Raw genomic sequence first — 22,468 nt, forward strand, 5'->3', positions numbered from 1 at the left:
GATCAAGACGCGGGAACCACCCGGCGCACGACCGAGTGAGATTTCACGTCCCCTCCCGCTCCCATGCCCCCGGGTGCCAGGATCGCGATCGTCTGCGCCCGCACACCGCGTTCGCGTCCCGCACCCTTGGGCCCCCTCGCGGATGTCACTCATGCACCCCAACAGGGTTCTATGAAAATGCTATGAATATGGTGCGGTAGGCCACCATGAACTGCGAAAATCCCGCGCGTGGGCAACCTTTCGACGATTCGGGAGGCTGAGTCTCGCGAGTCATCGAAGTTCTTGGCCCGCATCGAAGGCGGCCCGGCTGGACTGGTGTTCGAGGGTGCAGCGGGGATCGGCAAGACCACGGTGTGGTTGGAGACCATCCGCCGTGCTACCGAGTCGAGCTTTTGCGTGCTCACCGCTAGGGCATCGGCCGCCGAAGCCAAGCTGTCGTACGCGGCCCTGGCCGACCTGCTCGCCACCCTCGAGCCCGCTCTGTTCGACCAGCTCCCCCCGGTGCAGCGTGTTGCCCTCGACCGGGTGCTGCTGCGCGGCCACGACGGCCCGGACACCGACGAACACGCGGCCGCCGCGGCATTCCTGTCGGTCCTGCGCCTGTTGGCTCAACAATCACCGGTGCTGGTAGCCATCGACGATCTGCAATGGCTGGACTCCCCCAGCCGCGCCGTCGTCGCCTTCGCCGCACGCCGACTCACCGGTCGTGTCGGGATCACAGCCACGATCCGCACCGACAACAAGAACCCAGTCCCCTCCTGGTTGCACCTGCCTCACCCCGACCAGCTGACCCGCATGACCTTGGGTCCGCTAAGCCTGGGCGGGCTGCACGGGGTGATCAAAGCCCGACTCGGCCGCACTCTCTCCCGCCCGGTAATCACCCGAATACACCAGGTCTCCGGAGGTAACCCGTTCTACGCCCTGGAACTGGCCCGCGCCCTCGACGACTCCACGCCCCTGGGCCGACTACAGCTACCCGCGTCGCTCAACGAAGTTGTCCGCCAGCACATAGGCACTGTGGACGAAAAGACTTCTCAGCTGCTGCTGGCTGCCTCCTGCGCAGCCAACCCCACAGTGGTCCAGCTAGCCCAAGTAACACGCACCACCGTGGATGACACGATCCACCTGCTCGAACACGCCGAAACTCAGGGCATCATCACGCTGGACGGAAACCGGCTGCAGTTCACCCACCCACTGCTGGCCCACGGCATCTACACAGCGGCCCGCGCCGCGCAACGCCGCGCCATGCACCGCAAGCTGGCTGAACTGACCGAAGTGCCCGAACTGCGCGCCGGTCACCTAGCCCAGGCAGCTGTCACCGCCGACGAAACGACCCTGCAAGCCATCGATGCCGCCGTCGACGCCGTTGCCGCCCGCGGCGCCCCGAGCGCAGCGGCCGAACTGCTCGACCTCGCAATCAGCCTCGGTGGCGACAATCCAGTGCGGCGCCTACGCGCCGCCGAACAACACTTCCGGGCCGGATCCTTCGCCAAAGCCGACGACCGGTTGCAATCGATCATGGGCGTTCTGGAACCCGGAACGCTGCGGACGCTCGCGCTAATGCTGCGCGGAGCGATTGACGGCTACCGAGATCGACTACCCCAGGCCGTCGAGGCACTGTCCCAAGTCGTCGCCGAAGCCCGCGACATTCCCCCCTTGCGCCTGCAGGGCCTGATGTTGTTATCCCTGGCCGTCGGCCTCACCGGCGATCTGGCGGCATCGGTGGCATATGCGCGCCGCGCGGTCGCCGATGCACAACAACTCGGCGCCCCCGGTCCGCGCAGCCAAGCACTCGCGCTGTGGGTCCACATCGGTTTCATGCACGGCCTGGGCACCGACGAAAAGGCGCTCGCGACCGCGCTGGAGCTAGAGGACCATGACAGCACCGGACCCGCCACCCTGCGCGCCACCACCGTCGCGGCGATCAACTGCGCGTGGACCGGCAAGCTGCACGAAGCCCGCGTCAAACTGGCCGAGGTTGAACAGATATGTGTGGACCGCGGCAACGAACTCGACATCGTCTCGATAGCCGAGTTCACCACACTGGTGGACCTCTGGCTGGGCCACGTCGACGACGCGGCGCGCCGCGCCGACGAAGCCGTGCAGCGTGCTGAACAGCTCGACAGCTACACCCTTCTTGCTACGGTGCTGAACTGTCAGGCCGCGGTCGCCGCGCAGCGCGGTCGCGAGGACGAGGCCCGCCGCGCGGCACTCAAGGCCATCGAGATAGCCCGCGACTATGGCATCCACTTCAAGACCATCGCCGCGACGGCTGCCCTGGCGTTCTTGGAGGTTTCGCTCGCTAACTACGAGGCCGCCGCGACCATCCTCAAGCCGCTACTAGCCAACTTTGACCCCGCCCACGACACCGAAATTGTGGTGGGCGGGTATCTGCCTGACGCGATCAAGGCGCTGGTCGCGCTCGACCGCCTCGACGAGGCCAGACCCTTGGTTACTGCACTGGAAACGAACGGCACGCGACTGGACCGGCCCTGGATGCTGGCCATGGGCGCCCGCGGCCGAGCTCTCCTGCTGGCCGCCGACGGCGACCTCGACGCCGCCGCAGCCGCCGCACAGGAAGCATTGCAGCATCACGACCGGCTACCCATGCCCTTCGAGCGCGCCCGCACCCAACTCGTCGTCGGCCAACTCCAGCGCCGCCGCCGCCGCAAGCAGGCCGCCGCCCAGATCCTTCAAGAGGCGCTACACACCTTCGAGAGCGTCGGCGCCCCGCTCTGGGCCGCACGCGCCCGTGCCGAACTGGCCCGCGTCAACGTCTCCCCCAGCGACGGAACCGAAATGACCCCTACGGAGCGCAACGTGGCCGAACGAGCGGCCGCAGGCATGTCCAACCGCGACATCGCCGCCGAACTCTTCTTATCTCCGAAGACGGTCGAGATGAACCTGTCGCGCGTGTACCGGAAACTCGGGATCCGCTCCCGATCGCAGCTGCACGCCCGGCTACGACCCCCAAACTCACCGCCAAACTCCAGGGAAAACCCTGGTTCCCCGGAGGATGCCGATGACTACCGTTGAGCCCGTGGACCCAACTTCACGGCCAACTGAGCTCTACCTGGTCGAGTGGTATGACGCGATATTGACCGGCGCGCCGCTGGCGCGGACCACCGCAGCCTTGGAGGCCAGCGCTGCGACGATCAGCGCTGGCGGGGCGGAGGTTCGTTTGGAGTTGACCTTGGTCGCTCCAAGTGACGATGTGCTCTACGGCGTGTTCAAGTCCGACAATCCCGAACTGGTGGTGCGCGCTTGTCAACACGCGGGCTGGACGCCCGACCGAGTCACTGCCAATATCAGCGCTAACCTGACTACCGCCGCGAGACTGGACAGTTTTTCGTCAGCTGAGGCAGATACCCCTGCCCCGAGCGAGTCCTGCCAGGCCGGCGAAGTCGTCGCCGTTACGGGTGTTGAAGACGAGCCGATTTCGGTTGCGCTGTAGCAGGGGCCAGCACGCTACGCGCTTAAGTAACGGCGCAGCATGGCCACCGCAGCGGTGATCTCCTCGACGTCGACCCGCTCATCGCGCTTGTGCGCCAGGTTCGGGTCACCGGGGCCGTAGTTGAGCGCCGGAATGCCAAGGGCCGCAAAGCGAGACACGTCCGTCCAGCCGTACTTCGCCCGCACCTGGCCACCCGCGGCGTCGACCAAGGCCTTGGCGGCGGGCTGCGCCAACCCCGGCAAGGCACCCGCGGCGGTATCGGTCACTTCGATCCGCACATCGAGACCGTCGAATACGTCGCGGACGTGCTGCAGCGCGGCCTCCACCGATCGGTCCGGAGCAAAGCGAAAATTGACCGTGACCGAAGCCGCGTCCGGAATCACGTTGCCTGCCACGCCGCCGTCGACGCGCACGGCCGACAAACCCTCACGGTAGACGCATCCGTCGATGTCGACGCTGCGTGCCTGATACGAGGCCAGCCGGTCCAGCACGGCACCCAACTTGTGAATTGCGTTGTCGCCCAACCACGATCGAGCCGAGTGGGCGCGAGTCCCGCTGGCACTTATGACGACCCGCAGGGTGCCCTGGCAGCCGGCTTCGATCCAACCCGCGGTGGGCTCACCCAGGATGGCCACATCGGCGACCAGCCACTCGGGCAGCTCGCGCTGGATGCGCCCCAACCCGTTTGCCGCCGAATCGATTTCCTCGCAGTCGTAAAAGACCAGCGTGAGGTCGTGCGCGGGTTCGGCCACGGTCGCGGCCAGATGGAGGAAGACCGCGTCACCGGACTTCATGTCTGCCGTCCCGCAGCCGTGCAGCACGCCGCCGGCGCGGCGGCTGGGCAGGTTGTCCGCGACGGGGACCGTGTCCAAGTGGCCCGCCAGCATGACCCGCGACGGCCGGCCCCATGCCGTGCGCGCCAGCACTGCGTTGCCGTTGCGAATGATCTCGAACCCGGAGGTCTGCGCACGCAGCGCCGCTTCCACCTCGTCGGCGATGCGCCCCTCGTCCCGCGACTCGCTGGGAATGTCCACGAGCGCTGCGGTCAGGTCTACGGGGTCCCCGCGCAAGTCCAGCACGTGGCCAGCTTAGTTTGCGGAAGCCGTAGCTTTTGTGTCTGCTCGACGGGGGAAGTAGCCTGTTCGTCCGTGACTGGAGCTGCAGGTATTGGGGTCGCGACCCTCGCTTCCGACGGTTCGGTCCTCGATGTCTGGTTCCCCGCGCCGGAACTGACGGGGCCGGGGACCAGTGCCACCACGCGATTGGCCTTGTCCGACGTTCCCGCCGAGCTGGCCGCGCTGGTCGGCCGCGACGACGACCGCAGCACCGAAACCGTCGCCGTTCGCACGGTGATCGGCTCGCTGGACGATGCGGCCGCCGACGCCTACGACGCCTACCTGCGACTGCACCTGCTGTCGCACCGGTTGGTGGCGCCGCACGGACTGAACGCCGGCGGCTTCTTCGGTGTATTGACCAATGTGGTGTGGACCAACCGGGGTCCCTGCGCTGTCGAGGGGTTTGAAGCGGTGCGGGCCCGACTACGCCGCACCGGTCCGGTGACGGTGTACGGGGTCGACAAGTTCCCCCGGATGGTCGACTACGTGGTGCCTTCCGGTGTGCGCATCGCCGACGCCGACCGGGTACGCCTGGGCGCCCACCTGGCCCCCGGCACCACCGTGATGCACGAGGGGTTCGTCAACTTCAACGCCGGCACTCTGGGCGCATCCATGGTGGAGGGCCGAATCTCGGCGGGTGTGGTGGTTGGCGACGGATCCGATGTCGGCGGCGGCGCCTCGATCATGGGCACGCTGTCCGGTGGCGGCGAAGAGGTCATCTCTATTGGCAAGCGGTGTCTGCTCGGCGCCAACGCCGGAGTGGGTATTTCACTCGGCGACGACTGTGTGGTGGAGGCCGGGTTGTATGTGACCGCCGGAACCAAGGTCACCCTGCCCGACGGCACGTCGGTCAAGGCGCGGGAACTGTCCGGCAGCAGCAATCTGTTGTTCCGCCGCAATTCGCTGACGGGCACGGTCGAGGTGGTCTCCCGAGACACCCATGGCATTGCACTCAACGAGGATCTGCACGCCAACTAGACGGCGGCGAGCTCCGCTCCGGCGGTTTCCGGAAGCCGGTAGGTACAGAGCAGGCTGACCAGCGCCAAGGCGGTCATCATCACGCCCAGCGCCCAGCTGCCGTAGGCCGTCATTAGGGTGCTGGCGATCAGCGGCGGTATCGCGCCGCCGGCGATGCCCGCCAGATTGCCCGCCAGCGCGGTGCCCGTATACCGATAGCGAGTGGCGAACAGTTCGGGGATGAACGACGCCGTGGGTCCGGCGCCGAAAGCCGCGACCGCATACATGCCGATAAGGGCAAGTGCGTACAGCTCGGGACGGCCGGAGTCGATCAGTGGCATGACCACCAGCGCCACGGGCAGCGCCAGCGTCCGCCCCAGCAGCATGATGCGGCGGCGCCCCAATTGATCCGACAGCGCGGCCCCGAACGCGGCAAACACGATGCACGTCAACCCGCCCACCACGCCGTCGAACAATATGAGCCCGCGTGAATACCCCAGCTGGGTGCGGGCGTACGTGGCGAAGTAGGTGCTGGCCAGGTACACGAAGGCGAAGCCGCTCATGCCGGCGCCGGCGGCCAGGACAATCTCTCGGCGCTGCCGACGCAATACCTCGGCGACCGGCGCCTCCGATCCCCCGCTGCGAGCCTTCTCGCGCGCGAACACCGGTGTTTCGTCGATGTTGAGCCGGACATACAACGCGATCGCGATCAGCACCACGCTGACCAAAAACGGTATGCGCCAACCCCATTGCATGAACGCCGGGCTGCGCTCCCCGATCGTGTAGTTCACGCCCAGAAAGGTCAGGCTGGTCACCACCAGCGCCGCTCCGCCGCCGATGATGGTGAACATGCCGTAAAGGCCGCGCTTGTCCGGGGGCGCGTACTCGGCGCTCAACAGCGCTGAGCCGGCGAATTCGCCCCCGACCGCAAACCCCTGCAGCAGGCGCAGGCCGGTCAGAATCAACGGAGCCGTTTGGCCGATGGCCGCCGCGCTCGGGACCAGGCCGACGCCCACCGTCGACACCGCCATGATCAGCAACGTGGCGACCAGGGTCTTCTTGCGGCCCAGCCGGTCCCCGTAGTGCCCGAAGACGGCCGCGCCGATCGGCCGGGTGACAAACGCCGCGGCGAAGGTGCCCATCGAGGCGACGGTGGCCACGGCCGGACTGAGATGCGGGAAGAAGACCGTCGGAAACACCAGCGCCGCGGCAGTCCCGTAGATCAGGAAGTCGTAGTACTCGATCGTCGAGCCGACGAGACAGGCGGTCGCCACACGCTTCATCGATGTGAGGGGTGGGCTGTACACGGCACGACGGTATGTGATGACGCTTGGTCTTGCCCCGATTTCCGCCCGTGAAAATCCTGTCAACATCCTGGGACGCTCCGTCGACCGATGAAGCCGCAGTAAACGTTTACCCACCGCGCTTTTGAAACAATTAGTTAAGTTTGCTGACACAATGGGTCAAATTGACTGTTGTAAGCGGGAGTCATCGAGGCTACGCAAGCCCAAACGGATGGCTGACGCTCCGGAGTGCCTCGAGTTCCTTCTCAGTGTCCTCGACTAAATCCATTCTACTGGACGGTATTAACGCGAATCGCGCTAAGCTTTCCTCGCAACGAGCACCATTGATCAAGGCGCCAAAATGCGCAGCATGACAGGTGCTCGGGCACATGTCTGGAGGCTCTGATGTCGTTTGTTGTTGTGGTGCAAGATTCGCTGGCTGTAGCTGCTGCCGATTTATCTCGTATTTGCTCCACATTAAATTCGGCCAATGCCGCGGCGGCCACCCAGACGACATCGGTAGTCGCAGCGGCCAGCGACGAAGTGTCGACGGCGATCGCGGCGTTGTTTTCCGGACACGCTCAGAGCTTCCAGCAGCTCAGTGCGCAGGCGGCGGCGTTTCATACGCAGTTCGTACAGGCACTGACTTTGGGCGCGGGGTCCTATGCCAACGCCGAAACGGCCGCCGCCGCGGCACTGGCCAATCCGGCGGAGACGGTGCAGCAGGGCTTGCTCAACGCGATCAACGGGCCGGTCCTGGCCGCCACCGGACGACCCCTCATCGGCAACGGGGCCAACGGCGCTCCGGGCACTGGTCAAAACGGTGCGCCGGGTGGATGGTTGTTCGGCAACGGCGGGGCCGGGGGTTCGGGTGTGCAGGGCCCCGATGGCGGGCCAGGCGGCGCCGGTGGGGCAGCCGGTCTGTGGGGCACAGGCGGGGCCGGCGGCGCCGGCGGGTTCGCGACAGCCTCCGGCGGGCGAGGCGGAGCGGGCGGGGCTGGCGGGGCCGGCGGCGAGTTCTGGGGCACCGGCGGGGCGGGCGGGCCCGGCGGTGCAGCCGCTCTGGGAATTGGCGGGTTCGGCGGAGCGGGCGGTATCGGCGGGTTATTTGGTGCTGGGGGCGCAGGCGGTGCCGGCGCACCGGGCGTCATCGGCGGGGACGGCGGCAACGGCGGCGCAGCGGGTTGGTTTGCCGGGCTGCTCAGCGGTAGCGGCGGCCACGGCGGGGCGGGCGGTTTCGGGGGCTTCGAGGGAGGTGCGGGCGGCCACGGCGGAGACGGTGGGCTGCTCGGGGGTAACGGCGGCGCCGGTGGCCCCGGCGGGGCCGCCGGGCGGGCTGGCAGCTTCGGCAATGGAGGAATCGGTGGCAATGGCGGCAACGGGGGTCTGTTGTGGGGCAACGGCGGTGCCGGCGGGCCTGGCGGATCGACCGCTAGCGACGTGGGCGGTGGAGCGGGCGCAGCCGGCGGGGCGGGTGGTCATGCCGGCCTGTTCGGACACGGCGGTGTGGGTGGGGCCGGCGGCGCCAGTCCCGAGGGCCCCGGCGGGGGCGGCGGAATCGGCGGGCGGTCCGGCCTACTGTGGGGCAACGGCGGCGCGGGCGGCGCGGGCGGATCCAGCCTGACCGGCGCGGGTGCAGGCGGCGGGGCCGGCGGGGCCAGCGTGCTGATCGGCAACGGCGGCAACGCCGGTGTGGGCGGCACCGGCGCGACTCACGGAGGCACCGGCGTCGGTGGTACCAGCGGGCTGCTGTTGGGTGCGGACGGGTTCAATGCCGCCGTCAGCACTAATCCCCTGCACATCCTGCAACAGCAGGCTCTCGTGGCCGTGAATGCGCCCATCCAGGCCCTGACTGGGCGCCCGCTGATCGGCAACGGCACACCCGCACCCGCGGGCAGCGGACTGCCAGGCTCCCCCGGCGGATGGTTGCTCGGCGACGGCGGGGCCGGTGGTTCAGGCGGGCCGGGCGCGCGAGGTGGTGACGGCGGGGTTGCCGGCCTGTGGGGTACCGGCGGCACCGGTGGGGCGGGTGGAAGCTCGTCAACCGGTGACGGTGGGGCCGGCGGTAACGGTGGGGCGGGCGGGCTGCTGTTCGGTTCCGGCGGGATTGGCGGCAACGGCGGGTTAACCACCTTCGCAGGCGCGGTTGGGGGTGGGGCGGTAACGGTGGGGCCGGAGCGCTGATGGGCGCCGGCGGACACGGCGGTACCGGCGGGACAGGGGCTGGCTTCGCGGGCACAGGCGGGGCCGGTGGCGCCGGTGGGACCGGCGGGCTGGCCGGCGCGGGCGGTGGCAACGGCGGGAGCGGCGGATTCGGAGATGGCGCATCGGGCGCCGGCGGAGCTGGCGGCAACGCAGGCATGTTGACCGGGGCCGGTGGCGCCGGCGGCGATGCGGGCACGTCCCCCGGGAACGCCGTTGGCGCGACGGGTGGAGCAGGCGGCAACGCCGGACTGCTGTTCGGCAACGGCGGCGCCGGCGGGCAAGGCGGAACGGTCTTGTCTCTCGCCGGTGCGACCGGTGGTGCCGGCGGCCACGGTGGCAACGGCGGGATGCTGATGTCCACGGGCGGCAACGGCGGCAACGGAGGACTCGGCAGCGGTGGTGGGGGCGTCGGCGGCAACGGCGGCAACGCGTTGCTGATCGGCAACGGCGGGACCGGCGGGATCGGCGGAGCCGCCCCGTTCCTCGGGGTAGCCGGGGCCGGTGGCAACGGTGGTCAGGGCGGTCAGCTGGTGGGCAACGGAGGCGCGGGCGGCGCCGGTGGGTCCGGCAAATTCCCCGTCTTGCCAGACCCCGGCACTACTGGCGGTAACGGCGGGGTCGGCGGTGGCGGAGGGCTCGTCGGCAACGGTGGCAACGGCGGCAACGGCGGCGACGGCGAGATTCCCGGCAGCCCCGGAGCCGGCGGTGCGGCCGGACCGATCTTGGGCTCCGACGGCGTCAACGGGCTGCCATAACGTCGCCCGCCGGCTTCTCGAGCATCGGCGAGCGTCCCCATATGTACGCCAAAACCCCGCAACAGACGTACATATGGGCGCCCTCGCGCCCAGAAAAGCTCAGCCCTCCGCGAGCAATACCTTCTTGAGCACCTTGCCCAGCGCGTTACGCGGCAACGACTCCACGATGCGCACCTCGCGCGGCCGCTTGTGCATTGAAAGCTGTTCGGCCACAAACTGAATGAGGTCATCAGGGCCAGCCGAGCCGACGACGTAGGCCACGATCCGCTGGCCCAGATCCTCGTCCGGGACGCCCACCACCGCGGCTTCCTCCACGCCCGGATGACCAAGCAGCACCGTCTCGATTTCGCCCGCGCCGATGCGGTATCCGCCCGACTTGATCAGGTCGACGGATTCTCGCCCGACGATTCGGTGCATGCCGCCGTCGTCGATGACGGCGACATCGCCCGTGCGATACCAGCCGTCGTCGTCAAACGCCTCGGCGGTGGCTTCCGGCCTGTTCAGATACCCGTCGAACAAGGTCGGTCCCCGAACCTGAAGCTTGCCAACGGTTTCACCGTCGTGCGGCACCTCGTTGCCGGCGTCGTCCAGCAGTCGCGTCTGCACACCCGCCAGCGGGAATCCCACCCAACCGGGGCGGCGTTCGCCGTCGGCGCGGGTCGACACGGTGATCAACGATTCCGATGCGCCGTAGCGTTCGATGGGTCGATGTCCGGTGAGCCGCTCCAGCCCTTCGAACACCGGCACCGGCAGCGCCGCGCTCCCGGATACCAACAGCCGTGCCGGGCGCAGGGCCTCGGCCGCAGCTTGGTCACGGACCACCCGCGACCACACCGTCGGGACGCCGAAATACAACGTCCCGCCAGCCGCCGCGTATCCGGCCGGTGTCGGTTTTCCCGTGTGCACGAAGCGATTTCCGACGCGCAGCGATCCAAGCAGACCCAGCACCAAGCCGTGCACGTGATACAGCGGCAGGCCGTGTACCAACACGTCGTCGGCCGTCCATTGCCACGCCTCGGCCAACGCATCCAGGTCGGCGGCGATGGCCCGTCGGCTCACCTGAACACCCTTGGGCGCGCCGGTGGTGCCCGAGGTGTAGATCACCATCGCGACGGCATCGGGCGACGGTTCGGGGTAGCGATGCCAGGAGCGTGCGTGCAAGCGCACCGGGATGTGCGGCAACCCTTCCAGCTCGTCGGGCACCGGCCCCAGCCAGGCCTGCGCGTCGGAGTCGGAAAGCATGTGCCGACGTTCGGCCACGCCGACGTCGGAAGGCACTGGGACGATGGGCACTCCGGCGATCAGGCAGCCGACGATGGCGAGCACGGTCGACGCCGTCGGCGTCGCAAGCACGGCGACGCGATGTGCGCCGGCGACGCGCTCGGCGACCGAGGTTGCCGCCCCCACCAGGTCACTGCGACTGAGGGTTACCCCGTCGATGCTGACCGCGTCGGCAATATCGGTGGCGTTGACGAGCGAAGGATTCAGTGAAGCCAGCAGCACGTGTGCAGGTTACGCCGGACGCATCTCCGGATCGGCGGACGCATGCCGCTCGGGCGCCTCATCAACCTTCGGGAAGAACGGTCGCAGCACGGGCGGCGGCCGGAACGGCGCCCAGGAATCTGGGGACTGCGCCAACCGGTCGGCGATCGCCCAGATCACCGGCGGGTTGTGGCCGTAACCGATGTGACTGCTGCGCACGGCGATGTTCTCGGCACGTTCCGACGGCGGGTTCATGCACGTCCGCCAGGCCACCATGCCGTCCAACCGCGAGTAGATCGCGCTGGTGGGCACCGGCATGGGCTCGCGTTCCATCTGCAGCGGCAAATCGTGCTTCTCGGCGTGCAGGTGGGACAAGCGGTTGAAGCTCCAGGTGGAACGGGACTCGCTGGCGTGCCGCATCCCAAACGGGCTACCCAAGGTGATCACCTGCCGCACGGCAGACGGGTTCTTGCGGGCCAGATTCCGCGCGAAGATGCCGCCCAGACTCCACCCGATCACGCTGACCGGGGCCTGGTGTTGGGCCTGGAGCTTGTCGAGCAGTTCGCTCATCCCGTTGACGACCTTGGCCGTCGGACCGATGTTGCGCCCGAGTCCCCAGCCGTACGCCGGATACCCGAGCCGGTTCAGGATGCGCCGCAGGATCCAGGTGGACCCATCACCCGCCATCAGGCCGGGTAGCACCAGCACCGGGTGGCCGTCGCCGGCAGGCAGCACCCGCTGCAGCGGTAGGACGGTGAGCAGTTGCCCGTACTCGATGCCGGCGCGCGGTATGTCGGTCAGGTAGAGGAACAGCGCGGGGGCGTCGGCCGGACGGTTGTCGAAAGGCTGGGACACGGCAATAGTTTGTCACATACAACCGCGTTGGCGATACACATTTGTATCGGATGGCTCACATGCGAACTATTTCTGCAGTTCAGCGTCCCAAATCTCGATCAACGTGGCCAAGATCTCCTCGCCACGCCCCAAGCCGGCCAGGTGACTTTCGTCGGGCAGATGGAACAATCTGGCGTCGGGCAGCCGGGAGACAACGTGTTCGCCGTGCGAAAACGGGATGATGTGGTCGTGGTCACCGTGCCACCACCGGACCGGGACCTTCACCTCCTCGAGTCGAAATCCCCAGTCCCGGGCAAAGGCGATGATGTCGGCGAAGGGCGCGGCGAGCTGCTTGCGACTGCCGTTGAGCAGATCGTCGAGGAACATCGCCTTCAACTCGGGCCGGGTCAGCAGATGGCGATCGGCCTCGGGCGACAACAAAGCGTAGATGTCCAGCGCGGGCGACGCGACCGGCCGGACGGCCCGGATCAACAGGGTCGCGCCGATCCGTAACGGGGCGCCGCCCAGCTTCAGCAACGGCGCCACCGCGTAGCCAAGGTCCATCAGCCCGCCTCGGATGGCATCCGGGCCTCGGGTCGGCGCAACACCGCCGAGCACCCCGGCTGTCACCACGCGGTCGGGCAGGCCGGCCGCGGCCGCCAACGCGTACGGACCCCCGCCGGATAGGCCCACGACGGCCATCTTGTCGATGCCCAGCGTGTCGGCGATGGTCCGCAGGTCGTCGGCGAAAGCCAAGATGCATTCGTACTGATAGGGCGTCGAGGAGCCGATTCCCGGCCGGTCGACGCCGATCAGACGGATGTCGTTTTCCTCGGCGTAGACGCGGGCTTCGGTGGGGATTTGCCGACGCGCGCCGGGAGTTCCGTGCAGCCAGAAGACCGCGCGTCCTTGTGGGGCGCCGAACTCGGCGAATCCGATCTGCCGGTCCTCACCGACAGCGATATTCCCCTCGAGCTTGGGGCGGGCAATCGGTACGACCATGCCCGAAGCTTTTCACGAGCGTGTGTCCGCTACGCAGGAACCCCGATCGCCTTGAGCTCCATGTATTGGTGCAGGCCGGCGATGCCGCCACCCTCCCGGCCCAACCCGCTGAGTTTGAAGCCGCCGAACGGAGCGGCGCCCGGGCCGACGCCGTTCACGGCGATCTGGCCGGTGCGGATGCGGCGGGCCACGCCGAGGGCACGGTCGACGTCGGTGCCCCAGACCGCGCCCGACAGCCCGTATTGGGAGTTGTTGGCTATCGCGACCGCATCGTCGTCGTCGCGGTAGCGCAGCACGCTGAGCACCGGCCCGAACACTTCTTCCTGAGCAACCGTCGAATTCGGATCGACGTCCGTGAGGATCGTCGGTTCGACGTAAAAGCCCACGTCCAGCCCGGCTGGGCGGCCGCCACCGGTCACCACTTTGGCTCCCTCGTTCACCGCGCCGGCGACGTGGGCCTCCACGCGCTCGCGCTGTGCCGCACTGATCAGCGGACCCATCTGCACGTCGGGATCGGTGGGGTCACCGACTTTGACCTCGCGGGCTAGCGCGACGAGTCGGTCGACGACGTCGTCGTGCAACGAGTCGGGCAGCAGCAGGCGGCTGTGCAGGATGCAGGCCTGCCCGGCGTGCAGCGAGCAACAGTCGAACAGCATCTGCTCCAGCATGGCGTCGGTGACCTCGGTGTCGTCCAGCACGATGCTGGCCGATTTGCCCCCCAGCTCCAACAGAATTCGCTTCAGGGTGTCGCCCGCGGCAGACATGACTTGGCGTCCGACCACCGAGCTACCGGTGAAGCTGATCATGTCGATGCGCGGGTCGGTGGTGAGCAGCTTGGCGGCATCGATGCCGGACGGGGTGACGACGTTGACCACACCCGGCGGAATGTCGGTGTGCTCGTCGATGATCCGCGCCAGGGCGAGCCCGGCCAGCGGGGTCAGCGGCGACGGCTTGAGGACGACGGTGTTGCCCGCCGCCAGCGCGTTGTTCAGCTTCATCACATTGAGGCAATGCGGGAAGTTCCACGGCGTCAGAATCGACACCACGCCCAACGGCTCGTGACGCAGCAGCGTGGTGCCGGCGCCGATCCCGGTGACGGGTTCGTCCGCCAACTCCGCTGCGAGCTGCGCCGCGTACATGGACATGAAAGCCGCGCCGTCGACTTGCATTACGCGCTCGTTCGCGATGCATCCCCACTCCAGCTGGGACAGCGCGAAGAACTCGTCGGCGTTCTTCATCAGAGCCTCGCCCAGCTGATTGAGGCACGCCGCGCGGTCCTGGTTGGTCATCGTGCCCCATGGGCCTTCGTCGAACGCGCGACGCGCGGCGGCGATCGCCTCGCTGACCTGGCCGACGCTGGCGTCGGGTGCGGTTGCGATGACCGCCTCGGTGGCCGGGGAGATGTCGTCGTAGCGACCGCTTTCCGGCTCGACCCATCGCCCGTCGATGTACAGCTGGTAGGTGTCAACTAACTGAGGTAATTCCGCCATGCGCTTTTCCTCACCAGGCGTCGGTCATCTAAACACCCGGTGTACACCCGGCCGGACTCGCCAGTCAATGATCACCGGTCGAATTGCAAGTCGAATTCCACGGACATTCCACGGTGTTGACGCTGTGTTGACAGCGGTCAAGGACGCAGAGTAGACACATTTCGCAGGACAGATTGGCTAAATCTGTCGGATCGAGGGTCTCGGGAGGTGTACCGTGCACGCCGATTCTGCGCCGCCCTCGTCACTGACTTTCGGGCGCCGGTCAAGCACGAGGACATCCGGCAAGGAGGACTGCCTAAGTGACCGATTCTGACGTTCAGGCCAAAGTGCGGGCTCTCGTCGGCCAGCCCACCGGCGGCACCGGAAAGCCATCGGTGGCGCCGGACCCGGTGAACCAGCCCATGATTCGCCACTGGGCGTATGCACTCAACGACATGAACCCGGTCTATCTCGACCCGGAATTCGCGGCCAGATCGCGTTTCGGCGGCATCGTGTCACCTCCGGTAATGCTGCAGACGTGGACCATGCCGTCGCCGAAACTGGAGGGGATCGGCGAACGTGGCGGCGCTCCAATGGAAATCAAGAACAATCCGACCGCCTTCCTGGATGAGGCCGGGTACACGAGCACGGTGGCGACGAACTCGGAATTCGAAATCGAGCGCTACCCACGACTGGGCGACCACATCAGCGCGACGACGGTCTACGAATCGGTTTCCGACGAGAAGAAGACCGCGCTGGGTACCGGCTTCTTCCTGACGTGGTTGACGACCTATACCAACAAAGATGGAGAAGTACTGGGCCGACAGCGGTTCCGGGTCCTGCGATTCAAGCCGGCACGCTGATGAGCACCCGACTGGCCCCGACCATCAGCCGGGACACCGAGTTCTATTGGAACGGGCTGCGCGAGCACAAGCTGCTCATTCAGCGCTGCAGCGGGTGCGGGAAGCTGCGGCATCCCCCACGCCCGATGTGCCCGCAGTGCCGGTCGCTGTCCTGGGAGGCGATTGAATCCTCCGGCGAGGGAACGGTTTACAGCTACGTGATGCCGCATCAACCTCGATTCCCGTTCTTCGACTATCCGTACATCGTGGTGCTGGTCGAACTGTCCGAGGGGGTGCGTGTGCTGTCCAATCTCCGCGACATCGACCCGGACGATGTCACGGTGGGCATGCCGGTCGAGGTCTTCTATGAGACGTTCGAAGGCGCCTCCGGCGATCTTGTGCTGCACCAGTTTCGGCCGAAAGGACTTCAATGACCGCCGCCACCCGTGCCTCAAAGTTCGAGACGCTGCGCTGGCAGGACATCTCTGTCGGTGACGAGGTTACCCCGCTCGAAATACCCATCACCACAACGATGATCGTCGCGGGGGCGATCGCATCGCGTGACTTCATGCCGGTGCATCACGACCACGAGTACGCCAAGAAACAGGGCTCGCCCAACTTGTTCATGAACATCCTGACCACCAACGGATATTGCGTGCGGTTTCTCACCGACTGGGCAGGACCCGAGGCGAAGGTCAAGAAGTTGTCGATTCGGCTGGGAGTGCCCAGTTTTCCGGACGACCCGTTGCGCTTCACCGGCAGCGTGACCGGCAAGTCCGAAGGCGGCGCGGACGACCTGCCGGGCGAGAACTTCGTCGAGGTGACCTTCCAGGGCGCCAACAGCCTTGGCAACCACGTGTCGGGCACGGCCATCATCAGCTTGTTGGACGGCCCCGCCGCATGAGCAGCATATTGCCGGGCGCGGCGGCCATCGTCGGCATAGGCCAGACCGAGTTCTCCAAGGACTCCGGGCGCAGCGAGCTGCAATTGGCCTGTGAGGCAGTCAGTGCCGCAATCGACGATGCCGGGTTGGCGCCCAGCGATGTCGACGGCATGGTGACGTTCACCATGGATGCCAGCGACGAGATCGACATCGCGCGCAATGTGGGGATCGGCGACCTGAGCTTCTTCAGCCGCGTTCACCATGGCGGCGGTGCGGCGGCGGGCACCGTCGTGCACGCGGCGATGGCCGTAGCGACCGGCGTCGCCGACGTGGTGGTGTGCTGGCGGGCTTTCAACGAGCGGTCCGGTTTCCGCTTCGGCGGCAGCGGACGTACCAGCGCCGAAACTCCGCTCTTCATGGCGCATTACGCGCCATTCGGGCTGATAACACCGGCGGGCTGGGTCGCCATGCATGCCCAGCGCTACATGTCGACCTACGGGGTCACCAACGAAGACTTCGGCCGCATCGCGGTAGTCGATCGCAAGCACGCCGCCCGAAACCCCGACGCATGGTTCTATGAGCGGCCAATCACCTTGGAAGACCACCAGAATTCGCGCTGGATCGTCGAACCCGTGCTGCGCCTCCTCGACTGCTGCCAGGAAAGCGACGGCGGTGTCGCGCTGGTGGTGACCAGCGCCGAACGCGCCCGCGACCTGCGCCAGCCCCCGGCGATCATCACTGCTGCCGCACAGGGCGCGGCGGCCGACGGTGAGATGATGACCAGCTACTACCGCGAGGACATCACCGGGCTGCCCGAAATGGGCGTGGTCGCGGAAAGGTTGTGGCGGGACTCGGGCCTCAAGCCCCAGGACATCCAAACCGCTTTCATCTACGACCATTTCACGCCGTTCGTCTTTACCCAACTCGAGGAGCTCGGGTTCTGCGGTCGCGGCGAGGCCAAGGACTTCGCCACCGTCGAGCGGCTGTCACTGGGTGGCGAGTTTCCGATCAACACCAACGGCGGCCTGCTGGGCGAGGCGTACATCCACGGCATGAACGGCATCACCGAGGCCGTGCGCCAAGTGCGCGGCACGTCGTACAACCAGGTCGACAACGTCGAACACGTCCTGGTCACGTCCGGCACCGGGGTACCCACCAGCGGTCTCATTCTCGAGCCGGCGAGATAGCCCATGGGCCCGGTTTCTGCGGCGAACCAAGCAACGGACACGCGCACACTCATCATCGAATCCGCCTACGCGTGCTTTCGGAAGCAAGGGCTGCAGAAGACGACGATCGTCGATATCGCCAAGGCGGCCAACGTATCCCGGAGCACGGTCTACGAGTACTTCACCGACAAGGCCGCCATCCTGGAGGCCAGCGCGGAACATGCTTCCGAGCAGTTCTACCGGGAGATGTCCAAGGCCATGAGTCAGGGCGAGACCTTGGAGGAGAAGCTCAGCCAGGCGGCGGTTTTCGTGAGCCAGGCCCGACGGGCGATCGCCGCCGAAAAGTACTTCGACGAAGACGCGGTCAGCCTGCTGCTGACCAAGGACGCCGGAGTGCTGCTGCGTGAATGCGTCGACTTCCTCGCCCCGCACCTGTCCGCCGCCAAGATCACCGGAGAGGTCCGCAAGGACCTCGACGTGGCGGCGGCCGGCGAGTGGTTCGCCCGAATCTTGTTCTCGCTCTTCAGTACTCCGTCATCGTCGCTGAACTTGGACGACCCCGAGGTGGTGGCGGAGTTCGTGCGCGCGCATGTGGTGCGCGGGTTTGCCAGTGAGCGTCCACGGCCCAGGCGCGGGGGTTAGCCCCCGGGCCGCCGCCTCAGCCAGGCAAGCCGTCGGCGCCAGAGATTCGCCCGCCCGATCCACCGGCACCACCGTGCTGGCCCCCACTGCCAGCCCCGCCAGTGCCGCCATTGCCGATCAGTATTGCGTTCCCGCCGTTGCCGCCGTTGGCGCCGCTCGTACCGGTGCCACCCGCGCTGCCGCCGTTGCCGCCATTGCCGTAGAACATCCCGCCGTCGCCGCCGTTGCCGCCGCGGCCGTCCACGATATTGCCGGCGCCGCCGTTACCACCGACACCGCCCATGCCGATCAAGCCGGCGATGCCTCCGTTGCCACCGGCGCCGCCACCGAAGTTGCCGGCTCCGCCGAACCCGCCGGATCCGCCGTCGCCAAACCAGCCGCCTTTGCCGCCGGAGCCACCGTGGCCCCCCACGCCGCTGGGGGCGGCCCCGCCAGAGCCGCCAGCTCCCCCGCGACCGATCATCCCCGCCGCGCCACCTTGACCGCCGGCGCCACCCGCGTCCGCGGCACCAACTCCGCCCACGCCGCCGTTGCCGCCGCCGCCGTAGAGCAGCCCGCCGGTGCCGCCGTTGCCGCCTGCTCCGCCGACCCCGGTGGCCGCCGAGGTGCCGCCGCCGCCGTCGCCACCGACGCCGCCCTGACCGATCCATCGGCTCGAGCCGCCGTCGCCGCCCGACCCGCCCAGCCGTAGCCCATCGCCGCCAGCGCCTCCGGCACCGCCGTCCCCGACCAGCCCGCCGGTGCCACCGGATCCGCCCGCGCCGCCATTTGAATTGCCGACGCCACCATGGCCGCCGGCTCCGCCTTGACCGAACAGCCCCGCGGCGCCACCCGCACCGCCCGTGCCGCCGTCGGCGACCAGTCCTTCACCCCCCGCGCCGCCGTTGCCGCCGTTGCCCCAGAAGAACCCGCCGAGTCCTCCGGAGCCGCCGGTCGAACCGGACCTACCCGCCCCGCCGGCGCCACCGGCGCCGCCATGGCCGAACAACAGTGCGTCGCCTCCCGAACCTGCGGCACCGCCGGCGAAGAGGGGATTCAGAGTCGCTCCGCCGTTCCCGCCCGCTCCGCCGTGACCAAACAGGATCCCGCCCGTGCCACCGTGACCGCCCGCCGCGCCGGCGCCGCCGCTTCCCCCGTTGCCGCCATTGCCGATCAGGCCGGCACTTCCGCCGTTGGTTCCCGGCACACCTGAAGTCGTGCTGGTGAAGCCGGCTCCGCCGTTGCCGTACAAGATTCCGCCGGCGCCACCGGCCTGGCCGGCCACGGTCGCATCGGCGCCATTGCCAATCAACGGACGTCCGAGCAACACCATCGTCGGGGTGTTGATGGCGTTCAGTACCGCCTCTTCGAAGGCCTGCAGCGGATTCACGCTGGCGGCTTCGGCGGTGAGATACGCGCTGGCGCTGGTGCTCAGCGCTTGCACGAACCGTTGATGAAACGCGGCCGCTTCGGCGCTCAGCGCCTGATACGACTGCGCCTGCGCACCAAACAGCCTCGCGGCGGCCACCGAAACCTCGTCGGCGGCGGCGGCCAACAGTCTGGTCGTAGGGCCTTCGGCGGCCGCGTTGGCACTGCGGATCGCGGCGGCGATGCCGGACAAGTCTGCGGCTGCTGCGTCCAGAATCTCCGGTTGGGCGAGTAGAAACGACATCTTGCACCTCCCCCGACACTGGCTACAGCTCGCGTGCCAGTGCGCGTTCAGCGATCATATCGCCGATCCGCGTTGGCGATCCGCTGTTTGTGCCCGACTCTGCGCCGGGCTTACCGTCCACGGTGCGCCAATGCTCGCGCAAAGAACCCGAGGTTGGCGGGACGTTCGGCCAACCGTCGCATGAAGTACCCGTACCACTGGGTTCCGAACGGAACATAGACCCGTACCTGGTTGCCCGCGGCAACCAGCCGCCGCTGTTCGTCGTCGCGAATGCCGTACAGCATTTGGTACTCGAAATCACCTGCACCACGGTCTGATTCGCGGGCCATCTCCGCCGCGGCCTGGATGAGCACCGGGTCGTGCGAGGCCACCATGGGATACCCCGATCCCGCCATCAGCACCCGTAGACACCGCAGGTACGAATCGGTCACGTCCGCACCGTCCCGATAGGCCACCGACGCGGGTTCGTCGTAGGCACCCTTGCACAACCGCACCCGCGCGCCCACGGCGGCCAACTCTTCGCAGTCACCTACGGTGCGTTGCAGATATGCCTGCAAAACCGTGCCCACCCAAGGAAAGTCGACTCGCAGATCCCCTGCGATCGACAGGGTCGAGTCGGTGGTGGTGTGGTCTTCCGCATCTACGGTCACCCAGACACCGACCTGCTCGGCCCGCTCACAGATGATGCGCGCGTTGTCGAGGGCGATTTTCTTGCCGTCTCGCTCGAGGGCCTGCCCGAGCGCGGACAGCTTGAGCGAGACCTCAAGCGGGCGCACCCCTTCCGCCACGGCGTCGGCGCGGCGACCCAGTCGGTCCAGCAGCCCTTGGTAGGCCTGCACCGTGGCGGTCGCATCGTCGGCATCCGTAACGTTCTCGCCGAGATAGTCGATGCTGACGAATCTTCCCGAATCACGAAGCACAACAACGGTATCCATCACGTCATCCAGGGTGTCCCCGGGCACGAACCGGCGCACCACCTGGCGGCTGACCGGTGACCGCTCCACCACGCGGCGTAGCCCGGTGGACCGACTGGCGCCCAACAGAGCCGGTCGTACGGTGTGAGCGAAGATTCCGGCCATCAGTCGACCGCCATGTGCGGGTACTGGTAGTCGGTGGCGGGGACGAACGTCTCCTTGATGGTGCGGGCCGACGTCCAACGCAACAGGTTCAACGGCGACCCGGCCTTGTCGTTGGTTCCCGATCCGCGCGATCCGCCGAAGGGCTGGCGTCCGACCACGGCGCCGGTCGGCTTGTCGTTGACATAGAAGTTGCCCGCCGCGAACCGCAACCGGTGCTGCGCGGTCAGCACCGCCTGGCGATCGTCGGCGATGATCGCCCCGGTGAGCGCGTAGCGGGTGCCGGAGTCGACAAGCTCGAGGATCCGCTCATACTGGTCGTCGGGGTAGACGTGGACCGACAAGAGCGGGCCGAAGTACTCGGTGCTGAACGCTTCGTCGGTCGGGTCGTCGGACAGCAGCACCGTCGGGCGCACGAAATACCCTTCGCTGTCGTCGTATTCGCCACCGACGGCGATGGTCATCCCGGCGGCGCCCTTGGCCCGTTCGATGGCGTCGACGTTCTTGACGAAGGCACGCTCGTCGATCAACGCACCGCCGAAGTTCGACAGGTCGGTGACATCGCCATAGCGCAATTCAGAAGCGGCACCCAAGAAGTCATCGCCCATCCGCTGCCACACCGAGTGCGCGATGAAGGCCCGCGATGCCGCCGAGCACTTCTGGCCCTGGTAGTCGAACGCGCCGCGGATCAGCGCGGTGCTCAGCACATCCGGGCGCGCCGAGGCGTGCGCGACCACGAAGTCCTTCCCCCCGGTCTCGCCGACCAGCCGCGGGTAGCTCTGGTAGGTACCGATGTTGGCGCCCACCTCCCGCCAGAGGTGTTGGAAGGTGGCCGTCGACCCGGTGAAGTGAATGCCGGCTAGCCGCGAATCGGCCAGTGCCACATCCGAAACCGCGAATCCGTCGCCGGTGACCAGATTGATCACGCCAGGTGGCAGCCCAGCGGCCTCCAGCAGTTGCATCAGCACGTAGGCCGAGAATGTCTGAGTGATCGACGGTTTCCACACCACGGTGTTACCCATCAATGCCGGGGCGGTCGGCAAGTTACCCGCGATGGAGGTGAAGTTGAACGGCGTGATCGCATACACGAACCCGTCTAACGGGCGGTAGTCGATGCGGTTCCACTCCCCCGGGCCGCTGATCGGCTGCTCCGCCAGGATTTGCCGCGCGAACGCGACGTTGAACCGCCAAAAGTCGATCAATTCGCAGGGCGCGTCAATCTCAGCCTGATACACCGACTTTGACTGACCCAGCATGGTCGCGGCAGCAACCTTCTCTCGCCACTGCCCGGCCAGCAGGTCGGCGGCGCGCAGGAAGACCGCAGCCCGTTCGTCGAAGGGTAATGCCGCCCAGTCGCCTTTTGCGGCCATGGCGGCATCGATGGCGGCCGTGGCGTCGGCGTGGGTGGCGTTGGTCAAGGTGCCGAGCTTGGCCGAGTGCCGGTGCGGTTGGACGACGTCGATGCGCTCGCCGTCGCCCATTCGGTGCCGGCCACCGATGACGTGCGGCAGATCGATCGGATGGTCAGCGAGCGCGGTGAGCGCGGCACGCAGCCGGACGCGCTCGGGGGAATTGGGTGCGTAGTCATGAACCGGCTCGTTGGCCGGTACGGGAACCTCGGTGATGGCGTCCATGTTTGCCAGGATCCCCCC

At 67.5% G+C, this 22,468-nt stretch carries 19 protein-coding genes; 10 read left to right on the forward strand and 9 right to left on the reverse strand.

The features are described 5' to 3' along the window. Positions 1-228 precede the first annotated feature (228 nt). Together G6N68_RS20870 and G6N68_RS20875 are read left to right on the forward strand one after the other, a co-directional pair. Positions 229-3,036 (forward strand): LuxR C-terminal-related transcriptional regulator, encoded by a 2,808-nt coding sequence (locus G6N68_RS20870; protein ID WP_163716370.1) that lies wholly within the window; start codon positions 229-231, stop codon positions 3,034-3,036. Positions 3,037-3,040: 4 nt separating this feature from the next. Further along, complete coding sequence (locus G6N68_RS20875) at positions 3,041-3,454, forward strand: hypothetical protein (RefSeq protein WP_163716372.1); 414 nt, start codon at positions 3,041-3,043, stop codon at positions 3,452-3,454. Between the two features lie 14 nt (positions 3,455-3,468). On the opposite strand, the gene dapE is transcribed toward G6N68_RS20875, so the two are convergent. Further along, positions 3,469-4,533 carry a succinyl-diaminopimelate desuccinylase gene (gene dapE / locus G6N68_RS20880; RefSeq protein WP_163716374.1) on the reverse strand — a complete coding sequence of 355 codons (1,065 nt, stop codon included), beginning with the start codon at positions 4,531-4,533 and terminating at the stop codon, positions 3,469-3,471. A 69-nt stretch (positions 4,534-4,602) separates the two neighbouring features. Here dapE and dapD point away from each other — a divergent pair, with 69 nt between their 5' ends. Next, positions 4,603-5,547, forward strand: a complete 945-nt coding sequence (dapD, locus tag G6N68_RS20885) for a 2,3,4,5-tetrahydropyridine-2,6-dicarboxylate N-succinyltransferase (protein WP_163716377.1) — start codon at positions 4,603-4,605, stop codon at positions 5,545-5,547. On the opposite strand, the gene G6N68_RS20890 is transcribed toward dapD, so the two are convergent. Next, positions 5,544-6,809 (reverse strand): MFS transporter, encoded by a 1,266-nt coding sequence (locus tag G6N68_RS20890; RefSeq protein ID WP_163716380.1) that lies wholly within the window; start codon positions 6,807-6,809, stop codon positions 5,544-5,546. The genes dapD and G6N68_RS20890 overlap by 4 nt on opposite strands. A gap of 405 nt (positions 6,810-7,214) precedes the next feature. Between G6N68_RS20890 and G6N68_RS20895 the strand changes: the two genes are divergently transcribed. After that, positions 7,215-8,993, forward strand: a complete 1,779-nt coding sequence (locus G6N68_RS20895) for a PE family protein (RefSeq protein WP_163716383.1) — start codon at positions 7,215-7,217, stop codon at positions 8,991-8,993. After that, positions 8,993-9,769, forward strand: coding sequence for a PE-PGRS family protein (locus G6N68_RS32180; protein WP_371871640.1), 777 nt, complete (start codon positions 8,993-8,995; stop codon positions 9,767-9,769). The genes G6N68_RS20895 and G6N68_RS32180 overlap by 1 nt, the downstream gene beginning before the upstream one ends. A gap of 99 nt (positions 9,770-9,868) precedes the next feature. Here G6N68_RS32180 and G6N68_RS20905 read toward each other — a convergent pair whose 3' ends face one another. The 4 genes from G6N68_RS20905 to G6N68_RS20920 are packed head-to-tail and all read right to left on the reverse strand — an operon-like array spanning position 9,869 to position 14,577. Continuing rightward, positions 9,869-11,272 carry an acyl-CoA synthetase gene (locus tag G6N68_RS20905; RefSeq protein WP_163716387.1) on the reverse strand — a complete coding sequence of 468 codons (1,404 nt, stop codon included), beginning with the start codon at positions 11,270-11,272 and terminating at the stop codon, positions 9,869-9,871. Between the two features lie 9 nt (positions 11,273-11,281). Continuing rightward, positions 11,282-12,112 carry an esterase/lipase family protein gene (locus G6N68_RS20910; protein WP_163718835.1) on the reverse strand — a complete coding sequence of 277 codons (831 nt, stop codon included), beginning with the start codon at positions 12,110-12,112 and terminating at the stop codon, positions 11,282-11,284. A gap of 60 nt (positions 12,113-12,172) precedes the next feature. Beyond that, entirely contained in the window at positions 12,173-13,087 is a 915-nt protein-coding gene (locus G6N68_RS20915; RefSeq protein WP_163716390.1) for an alpha/beta fold hydrolase, read from the reverse strand. 29 nt (positions 13,088-13,116) lie between these two features. Further along, the gene (locus tag G6N68_RS20920; protein WP_163716393.1) at positions 13,117-14,577 is read right to left on the reverse strand and encodes an aldehyde dehydrogenase family protein; all 1,461 of its coding nucleotides are present in this window, start codon (positions 14,575-14,577) and stop codon (positions 13,117-13,119) included. 299 nt (positions 14,578-14,876) lie between these two features. Between G6N68_RS20920 and G6N68_RS20925 the strand changes: the two genes are divergently transcribed. The 5 genes from G6N68_RS20925 to G6N68_RS20945 are packed head-to-tail and all read left to right on the forward strand — an operon-like array spanning position 14,877 to position 18,089. Next, the gene (locus tag G6N68_RS20925; RefSeq protein ID WP_163716396.1) at positions 14,877-15,419 is read left to right on the forward strand and encodes an FAS1-like dehydratase domain-containing protein; all 543 of its coding nucleotides are present in this window, start codon (positions 14,877-14,879) and stop codon (positions 15,417-15,419) included. Continuing rightward, on the forward strand, positions 15,419-15,832 hold the full coding sequence (locus G6N68_RS20930; RefSeq protein ID WP_163716399.1) for a Zn-ribbon domain-containing OB-fold protein: 414 nt from the start codon (positions 15,419-15,421) through the stop codon (positions 15,830-15,832). Before G6N68_RS20925 ends, G6N68_RS20930 begins: the two co-directional genes overlap by 1 nt. After that, positions 15,829-16,302 carry a MaoC family dehydratase gene (locus G6N68_RS20935; RefSeq protein ID WP_163716403.1) on the forward strand — a complete coding sequence of 158 codons (474 nt, stop codon included), beginning with the start codon at positions 15,829-15,831 and terminating at the stop codon, positions 16,300-16,302. Before G6N68_RS20930 ends, G6N68_RS20935 begins: the two co-directional genes overlap by 4 nt. After that, positions 16,299-17,468, forward strand: coding sequence for a lipid-transfer protein (locus tag G6N68_RS20940; protein ID WP_163716405.1), 1,170 nt, complete (start codon positions 16,299-16,301; stop codon positions 17,466-17,468). Before G6N68_RS20935 ends, G6N68_RS20940 begins: the two co-directional genes overlap by 4 nt. Before the next feature lie 3 nt (positions 17,469-17,471). Next, positions 17,472-18,089 (forward strand): TetR/AcrR family transcriptional regulator, encoded by a 618-nt coding sequence (locus tag G6N68_RS20945; RefSeq protein WP_163716408.1) that lies wholly within the window; start codon positions 17,472-17,474, stop codon positions 18,087-18,089. Positions 18,090-18,105: 16 nt separating this feature from the next. On the opposite strand, the gene G6N68_RS20950 is transcribed toward G6N68_RS20945, so the two are convergent. The 3 genes from G6N68_RS20950 to pruA all read right to left on the reverse strand — a co-directional run bounded on the left by G6N68_RS20950 (position 18,106) and on the right by pruA (position 22,450). Beyond that, the gene (locus tag G6N68_RS20950) at positions 18,106-19,740 is read right to left on the reverse strand and encodes a PE family protein (RefSeq protein WP_163716409.1); all 1,635 of its coding nucleotides are present in this window, start codon (positions 19,738-19,740) and stop codon (positions 18,106-18,108) included. 110 nt (positions 19,741-19,850) lie between these two features. After that, complete coding sequence (locus tag G6N68_RS20955) at positions 19,851-20,819, reverse strand: proline dehydrogenase family protein (protein WP_163716412.1); 969 nt, start codon at positions 20,817-20,819, stop codon at positions 19,851-19,853. Beyond that, the gene (gene pruA / locus G6N68_RS20960; protein ID WP_163716417.1) at positions 20,819-22,450 is read right to left on the reverse strand and encodes an L-glutamate gamma-semialdehyde dehydrogenase; all 1,632 of its coding nucleotides are present in this window, start codon (positions 22,448-22,450) and stop codon (positions 20,819-20,821) included. The genes G6N68_RS20955 and pruA overlap by 1 nt, the downstream gene beginning before the upstream one ends. Positions 22,451-22,468 lie beyond the last annotated feature (18 nt).

Source organism: Mycobacterium bourgelatii, assembly GCF_010723575.1.
In the GTDB taxonomy this organism is placed as follows: Bacteria; Actinomycetota; Actinomycetes; order Mycobacteriales; family Mycobacteriaceae; genus Mycobacterium; species Mycobacterium bourgelatii.